Origin of the sequence: Nostoc sp. (assembly GCF_036917465.1) — a bacterium.
Lineage (GTDB): Bacteria > Cyanobacteriota > Cyanobacteriia > Cyanobacteriales > Nostocaceae > Nostoc.
The window spans coordinates 1-6,613 of record NZ_JBALDL010000033.1 but is presented as its reverse complement, the minus strand read 5'-3'; the positions used below and the strand labels follow the sequence as shown (position 1 = coordinate 6,613).

Annotated in this window: 6 protein-coding genes and 2 pseudogenes; 5 read left to right on the top strand and 3 right to left on the bottom strand. The window is 41.6% G+C overall.

Annotated elements, in window-relative coordinates:
• Positions 1 to 104 precede the first annotated feature (104 nt).
• Positions 105 to 695, top strand: a pseudogene (locus tag V7K38_RS06860) (DNA cytosine methyltransferase); the annotation flags it as partial.
• 7 nt (positions 696 to 702) lie between these two features.
• Here the strand turns inward: V7K38_RS06860 and V7K38_RS06855 are convergent.
• Both V7K38_RS06855 and V7K38_RS06850 read right to left on the bottom strand, forming a co-directional pair.
• Positions 703 to 870, bottom strand: a complete 168-nt coding sequence (locus tag V7K38_RS06855; RefSeq protein ID WP_334856484.1) for a hypothetical protein — start codon at positions 868 to 870, stop codon at positions 703 to 705.
• 426 nt (positions 871 to 1,296) lie between these two features.
• Positions 1,297 to 1,422: pseudogene (locus V7K38_RS06850) on the bottom strand (ISAzo13-like element transposase-related protein); the annotation flags it as partial.
• Between the two features lie 116 nt (positions 1,423 to 1,538).
• On the opposite strand from V7K38_RS06850, the gene V7K38_RS06845 reads away from it, so the two are divergent.
• Complete coding sequence (locus tag V7K38_RS06845) at positions 1,539 to 1,724, top strand: hypothetical protein (RefSeq protein ID WP_334856483.1); 186 nt, start codon at positions 1,539 to 1,541, stop codon at positions 1,722 to 1,724.
• A 279-nt stretch (positions 1,725 to 2,003) separates the two neighbouring features.
• Here V7K38_RS06845 and V7K38_RS06840 read toward each other — a convergent pair whose 3' ends face one another.
• Entirely contained in the window at positions 2,004 to 3,194 is a 1,191-nt protein-coding gene (locus tag V7K38_RS06840; RefSeq protein ID WP_334856481.1) for an FAD-dependent oxidoreductase, read from the bottom strand.
• Between the two features lie 426 nt (positions 3,195 to 3,620).
• Here V7K38_RS06840 and V7K38_RS06835 point away from each other — a divergent pair, with 426 nt between their 5' ends.
• The 3 genes from V7K38_RS06835 to V7K38_RS06825 all read left to right on the top strand — a co-directional run.
• A complete protein-coding gene (locus V7K38_RS06835; RefSeq protein WP_334856480.1) occupies positions 3,621 to 4,169 on the top strand; it encodes a (2Fe-2S)-binding protein in 549 nt (182 codons plus the stop codon).
• Entirely contained in the window at positions 4,156 to 5,133 is a 978-nt protein-coding gene (locus V7K38_RS06830; RefSeq protein ID WP_334856479.1) for an FAD binding domain-containing protein, read from the top strand. The genes V7K38_RS06835 and V7K38_RS06830 overlap by 14 nt, the downstream gene beginning before the upstream one ends.
• Positions 5,130 to 6,613: xanthine dehydrogenase family protein molybdopterin-binding subunit (locus V7K38_RS06825; RefSeq protein WP_334856478.1), on the top strand; the 1,484-nt coding region annotated here is incomplete at its 3' end. The genes V7K38_RS06830 and V7K38_RS06825, both read left to right, overlap by 4 nt.

Sequence of the window (6,613 nt, the reverse complement as noted above, 5' to 3'; positions counted from 1 at the left end):
CAGGAAATTATTTGTTTACTTGGTCTATCACCTGATATTTATGGTCATTTGGTCGATAATTCCTCTTAGTCAAATCCTATTACGCGAACGGTGAGCTCAAAAGTTATAGATACTTGATTAAGTATAGTGTGGTAAATATGTCCGACTTCGGACTTCCCCAGGCGCGTCGGCGGTTAGTCCTGATTGCAAGCAAGGGTTTTCAGGTTGCCCTACCAAAGGAGAGTAAACCTTGTGGTTGGTATGAGGCGTTCACGAAGTGTACCGAAGGTATCGCCCATCTCATTCCCACAATGCCTGATTCACATCTACTACCTAAACAGCAACAAGCTTTGGAGAAATTTTTAGCCGGGAATGCGCCAACACCACTGCTAATAGAAAGAGTTGGGGGGCGTACACAGTCCAAATATAAACCTGCACAATTGCCCTGTAACACTATCTTGCGATGCCTGCGGCGGGCTGCGCCTACGCACTTCACAGATCACAAGGGCTGCAACCGTAGTAAGTTCGCTGATATCTGGTTGCCTGATAGAACGGTCAAATCTTTGTCTATTGAGGGAGGGGCGAAGTTACAAGGCTTTCCTGACTGGTACGAATTCCCCAACGAAACTGCTACGGCGGGGTCAATTATCGCCTATTCCGTGCCTCCCAGTTTTGCAACTCAATTATTCATGTCCGCACAAAGTATAGCTATTTAGGCAATAGCTAAAGCTCTATTCCTTCATCAATCCAAGCATCAATTGCTGCTTTTACCTCTAATTCAGTCACGGCAGACCATTCTTTTTCGTTAATAGTTGTTTTAAATACCACTCTTTTACCGTGACCAACTTTTTCCACTGAGTGTCCGCGATACACATTTTTAGGCTTAATCATCTTTATAGAATATTATAAACTGTCGCTCAATAAGAAGAGTAGTTTGATTTTCTATGATGGCTACTGATCGAGGGGATTATCATAACTTGGCAGACTACTAAGAACGCAAATCAAATGGAATTAGAGATTAAAAATATTATCTTGTCAGCCTCAAAGCATCCGCGACCTTTAACAATTCTGTAGTATATCTGCTCAATACAATAATGATAATCATGAAAAGGGTGGGATGATCGCTTAAAAGGATAATTGTAAAAATTTCTATTAGACATAGCTGTGAGACATCAACTTCGTGCTACTTTTTCAAACAGCTACTATCCTTCTCTACTATGCCTAATACTAATCCTTGGCAAAAGTTAATTTGGAGTATGACTGGGTATAATGTTCAGGTCTCTTCTCTCGCATCCAGACTTGTAAACTGTAACCTCTAGTACTAGCAAAGTTTAAAGCTGTTTCTATTTCATCTAAAATACTACCATTCCAATGATTTTCTAGTATTGCCCATGTCCTTTCTATCGGATTATATTTACTGTGATAGGGAGGATAGTAGGGTAAACAGTCACTTAAGCAAAAACTGACGAATGACGCAGACTTGTCCGATATCTGGCTATTTTATATGGATCATTTTGCGGATCAGCCGGAAAACACCTCCCTGGGTGGGATTGAAAACTATGACAGGAAAAGTTCTTACGGCTTCTAGAATCAAGCCAACTGTAGAGATGCGAGATACTAAAAATAGCACCCCGCAAATCAGCCACTTTGGTAATAAAAAAGCGCTAATAAAGATTAACCAACAACAATTTTGTTGTTGGTTAGTGACAATCGAGTTGATAGTTGGGCAAATTTTACCTGATTAAAACCACCTGCGCTGCCATCTTGGTCAAAGAACAATCCACCTGTAGAATTATCATAAATGAATCGTTGATCGCTTGTCGTTGCAGATGTTCCGATGGTAAACTGATTAGCTGAGAGTGAACCGATTGATAAACCGCCACCAAAACCAGTAGCTGATACCTGAATCAGTTCATTAGTGGCATTGAAATCATAAATAGTGTCAACACCCCCATTGTAATTATAGAAACCAAAGGTATCAGTCCAGTTCGTAAAAAGTATCTTTCTCCCTGTAACACTAAGATTTAAATTGTTACAGATGGCTTGTAATCATACAGCCATTTCTGAAAATCCTTATTAAGGCTCATTTGTTGCTCCTGTTGAGCGTTAGATGCTTCGGTGTTGATATCGTAGTAGCGCATCTCGCCCAAAGCGCTACGAGCTTGGATGATTTTTGTGCGTTCAATGCGACGCTGTTCGTAGGTAGTTAAAGCTTCTTGGAAATTAGTTGAATCAGCAAAACACTCTCGCAGTTCATAAGCATCTTCAAAAGTGGTATTGGCTCCCTGTCCCATCGCTGGTGCCATCGGATGAGCAGCATCACCTAAGAGAGTGACTCTGTTCTGACTCCATTGATTTAACGGTGGGCGATCACAAATCGGCCCTTCCCAAATTTGCTCGGCTGGTGTCGCTTCGACCACCGCACGAAAGGATTCATCCCAATCAGCTAATTCATGGAGAATACGAGATTTCACTTCATCTGCGCTGTGGGAAAGAGAGTAATCAGGCGAGAATTTCCGGCTAATCCAACTGGTATAGCCGCCGCCTACATTCAGAAGGTACATGAACTGTTGATTGCCTTTGACGAAAACTAATTCATAGTCATTAAATAGCTCGTGGTGATACTTGATGACGGCACGCCAACACATACTACCAATATAATTAGGCTTACCCTCACCAAATAAAGTTTCTCTGATTACAGAGTTAAAGCCATCAGCCCCAATCAGCAAATCTCCATACACTGATTTTTCGCCATCCAAATGAATTTCCACACCGTTTTCATCTTGCTCAAAGCCGATACAGCGATGATTAAGATGAATGATGTCAGATGGCAATCTTGATGCTAAGACTTGCTGTAGACGATACCACCAAATAGTCAATAATGGCTGTCCATATTGCTCTAAATATTTACTTGCATTAGCCCGGATTGTTTCTCCCCGAATATTCTTTAAAACCGTGTAATGAACCTCACATCCTGAAGTTTTGAGGGTTTCGACAATTCCCGGCGCGATCGCATCTAGAGAACTCAAGCCATTAGGAGCTAGTCCTAGTCCAGTTCCAGCCGGACGAAATTCTTGGGCTTTTTCGTATACTTGAACATCTATACCTTGGCTTTTCAGCGCTATAGCAGCAGCCAACCCGCCTAGGCCAGCACCGACAATAGCAACTTTCTCTACTATCGGTTTGGATAATTTCTGAGTTAAATTTGTGTTCATATTGGAAATCAAAATATCCCCACAAATATATGTCTTTCCTCCATGCCTAAAGACATCTTCACCTTTGAGTTAGCTCCACAGTCGTTATCTTGACTCCTAAGTACTTTTTTAGTCAATCTTCCTTAAGAATCAACCCTGAATGATTGTTCTAATTAGTTTTCATCAGCTTTGCGGTTGCTGGGGGTCAGAAAAATTACACGTATTCAGTATTTTTGACAAATCTGACAAACTCGAATAAATACAGTTACGTCGATTTTAGCGATAAATTCCCAAAATTTGACTTTTAAATTTCATAAACTTCCTATAACGGCACTAAACTTGCTATATCATTTTTATATTCAAATGTAGAAGTAATCAAAAATCTAGCTCTCAATCAAGCATGGGGCAATCAAGCCACTATGAATGTAATTAGTATCTACATGAAACATGAAAGAAAATTTTTTAGTTCCAGTAACTTCAAACCCTCTTAGCCAGGAAGTGAAAATATTCGGTTCAGAGGAAGGAGAATTATCGTTGAATGTCAATAATATCTTCTACTCACTGAAGCTAGAACCTCGCGTTACTTTACTCGATGCACTGCGGGAAAAGCTAGGTTTGATGGGTACTAAAAAAGCTTGTGATCGCGGCGAATGTGGAGCTTGTACTGTATTAGTTGATCATCGGCGAATCAACTCTTGTATGACTCTAGCAGTAATGCATATCGGTAGTGAAATTACCACAATTGAGGGATTAGCACAAGATGGCAAACTCCACCCCATGCAAACAGCCTTTATTACCCATGATGCTTTTCAATGTGGCTACTGCACTTCGGGCCAAATTGTATCAGCCGTAGGGATGATATTAGAAGAATCACCAAAATCTGAGGCAGAAATTCGAGAAAAGATGAGTGGAAACCTTTGTCGTTGTGGAGCATACCCAAATATTATTGCAGCGATTCAGGATGTGTTAGAGGAAATGGAAGATGCAGCCATTTAGTTATGCTAAAGTTACTTCCCAAGATGCTGCGCTCGCAACAGTTAATCAAGACGCAAATGCTGCATTTATTGCAGGTGGCACAGATTTACTGGGATTGATGAAAGATGGAGTCCAAACAGCGAATATATTAATCGATATTAATAGTTTACCCTTAACAGATATTGAATCTCTTGCTAATGGAATCCGTATTGGTGCAATCTCTCGAATGAGTGATGTGGCAAAGCATCCCAAAATTCAAGAATGTTATCCAGTAATTAGCCAAGCATTGTTACAAAGTGCTTCACCCCAACTGCGAAATATGGCAACAGTAGGCGGTAATTTACTGCAACGAGTCCGTTGTGGCTACTTTCGCGATCCGGTTTTTCCTTGTAATAAACGCACTCCAGGTTTAGGTTGTGCTGCAATTTCTGGATACAATCGGATGCACGCTATTTTTGGGGTGAGTGAAAATTGTATTGCTGTTCATCCCTCAGATTTAGCTGTGGCATTGACAGCATTAGATGCAGTGATTTACATTCAAGGCGTAGAAAAAGCCCGTCGCATTTCAATTCACGATTTTTATCTCTTACCAGGTGAAACGCCAGAAAAAGAAACTCTATTACAGCCTGGAGAATTAATTGTTGCCATTGAAATTCCAGATTTTGCATATAAGTCCTATTATTTAAAAGTCAGAGATCGAGCTTCCTACGAATTTGCTCTTGTTTCTGTAGCTATTGCCGTAGAGGTAGAACAAGACATGATTAAATCAGCACGCATCGCTTTTGGGGGAGTAGCACCCAAACCTTGGCGTGGTTGGGAAGTTGAAGAATTTCTCAAAGGTAAAACAATTAACGCAGCTACCTTTACAGCCGGAGGAGAAATAGCCGTTAAAAAAGCGAAATCACAAACACACAATGAATTCAAAATTGAATTAGTCAAACGCGCTTTGGTACGTGCGCTTTCAGTTGTGACAGAAAAATTATGAATAAAATTATCGGTAAACCACTCGATCGCGTTGATGGTAGACTCAAAGTTACCGGAGAAGCACCTTACACAGCCGATGTGCCAATAGAGAATTTAACTTATGGAGTGATTTTCCAAAGCGCGATCGCTTGCGGTAAAATTATCCAAATAGACATATCCGCAGCCATAGCCGTCCCTGGTGTGCTAGATATCGTTACTTACCAACAAACCCCATCTCTGCTGAAAATACCCTTCTTTGCCCCTCAACAACCCCCGCCAACCGAAAAAGACAATAATATTTACTACGATGGTCAGCATCTAGGGATTGTAATTGCCCAAACTCTAGAACAAGCTGAAACCGCAGCCTCTAGGGTAAAAATTATCTACGAAGAAGCTGCTCCGACAGTCACAGTGGCAGATGCAGAGATATTTGAACCCGAATCAATATTTTTTGGCATGATGCCAGGTAAAATCACCAGAGGGGATGTTGAATTAGGGAAAGCTCTAGCAGATGTACTGCTAGAGCAGCATTATACCACGCCAATGGAACATCATAATCCCCTAGAAGCGAATGGAACGATCGCAATCTGGGAAGGGGATAATTTGACGCTGTATGAAACCACTCAAGGCATTTCGGCAACCCAAAGAGCGATCGCATCTGTGCTGAATATTCCGCAAGAGAATGTCCGCGTCATCTCCAAATATTTAGGCGGAGGATTTGGTTGTAAGGCGCTGTTGCGATCGCATACAATCTTAGCTGCCATCGCATCTCGTCAAGTAAAACGCCCTGTAAAAGTTGTGCTAACGCGAGCGCAAATGTACACCTCTTGCGGACACAGATCGCAAACTCAACAGCAGCTAACGTTAGGTGCAACCAAGGAAGGCAAATTAACCGTCATCAATCACATTGGCACATCCCAAACTTCCCTCTTTGATGACTTTGTGGAACCTGTTGGCGTAGCCACAACGATGATGTACGCCTGTCCTAATTTGGAAATTAAATACCGTTTGGCACGCATCAATACTGGTACACCAACTTTTATGCGTGGGCCGGGAGAAGCGACGGGAATGTTTGCTCTAGAGTCGGCAATGGACGAATTAGCTTATGCCTTAAATATTGACCCGATTGAACTAAGATTAATAAATCATGCAGATATCGAGCCGCATAAAGGATTACCTTGGTCAAGTAAATCCCTGAAACAATGTTACCAAAAAGGGGCAGAAATTTTTGGTTGGTTACAACGTAACCCAGTGCCCCGTTCCATGCGAGATAATCATTTCCTGATTGGTTGGGGAATGGCAAGTGCGACATTTCCCAGCAACTCTAGAACTGCATCAGTCAAAGTAAAAATTTTTGCTAGTGGAGAAGTGAAAGTACAAAGTGGTACTCAAGACATCGGTACAGGTACGAATGGCACTAAGAAAAGCTATAAACCTTGCTGCATAGGCATTACAAGTATTAATGCGTTAGTAGCAGTGGGCGCTTGGCTGCGATCGCTATT